Below are 789 nucleotides of genomic sequence, written 5' to 3'. Positions count from 1 at the left end.
GGTTCCCTGCAAAGTCTTTTCCTTCCATGAGGGTGCTGGCTATCTGGAGGATGTTTACGGAGTCGAGTTCGAATACGGGTTTTGTGGTTTTGTGGTCTCCAAAGTAGGGATGGTCTCCGGTGAGGGCCAGTATGTTTTTTATGCCCAGGGCTCCTGCGGATAGTAGTTCGCCCTGGACTGCAATCCTGTTTCTATCTCTTCCGGTTATCTGCATTACGGGCTCCAGGCCTTCTTCTAATAGTATTATGCAGGCCCCCAGTGAGGACATCCTTACTACGGCGCTTTGAAAGTCGGTAATGTTTACGGCATCTACCCTGCCTTTTATTGCTCTGGCGCATTCTTTGAATTTTGTGGTGTCTATGCCTTTGGGCGGGGCAAGTTCGCAGGTTACGGCAAATTGGCCGGCGTGGAGTTTTTGTTTTAAGGTCATTTTTTTCCCCTCCTCTGTGTTTTATTTTTGCGGTGTTATTTTTCTTGGATGGTAGGCTTTGCTGTGGTCTTTGGGGGGTTTTATTTGAAGAAGTTTATCCGTCTGGCCTAATTTCTGGAGTTTTTGGTATATGAGTATCCAGGCGCAGTCGTTTTCTGGACTTAGTTCGCATTTTCCGTTTTTTGCACCGCCGCAGGGGCCGTTTAGAAGCCCTTTTGCGCATTTTGTTACAGGGCATATGCCTCCGGTCCAGGCAAGTTCGCATTCGCCGCAGGCTCTGCAGGCTTCGGTAAAGTGCCCTATTCTTTCTACTTCGCCGATAAAGAGGGTGTCGTTGGCGGGGTATACGGGTTTTTCCT

Annotated in this window: 2 protein-coding genes; both read right to left on the bottom strand. The window is 48.9% G+C overall.

Annotated features, from left to right (window positions below; all coding sequences use genetic code 11):
- Positions 1-430, bottom strand: a 430-nt coding sequence (locus ATZ99_RS00035) for a methylenetetrahydrofolate reductase (protein WP_187694797.1), incomplete at its 3' end; no start/stop codon positions are given.
- Positions 431-451: 21 nt separating this feature from the next.
- The coding region (locus tag ATZ99_RS00030) for a methylenetetrahydrofolate reductase C-terminal domain-containing protein (protein WP_187694796.1) at positions 452-789 on the bottom strand (338 nt) is incomplete at its 5' end.

The sequence above is a fragment of the Thermovenabulum gondwanense genome, from assembly GCF_001601575.1.
GTDB classification, from domain to species: domain Bacteria; phylum Bacillota; class Thermosediminibacteria; order Thermosediminibacterales; family Thermosediminibacteraceae; genus Thermovenabulum; species Thermovenabulum gondwanense.
Note: the sequence above shows the minus strand (reverse complement) of the source record. Positions and strands in the feature narration are given on the sequence as shown.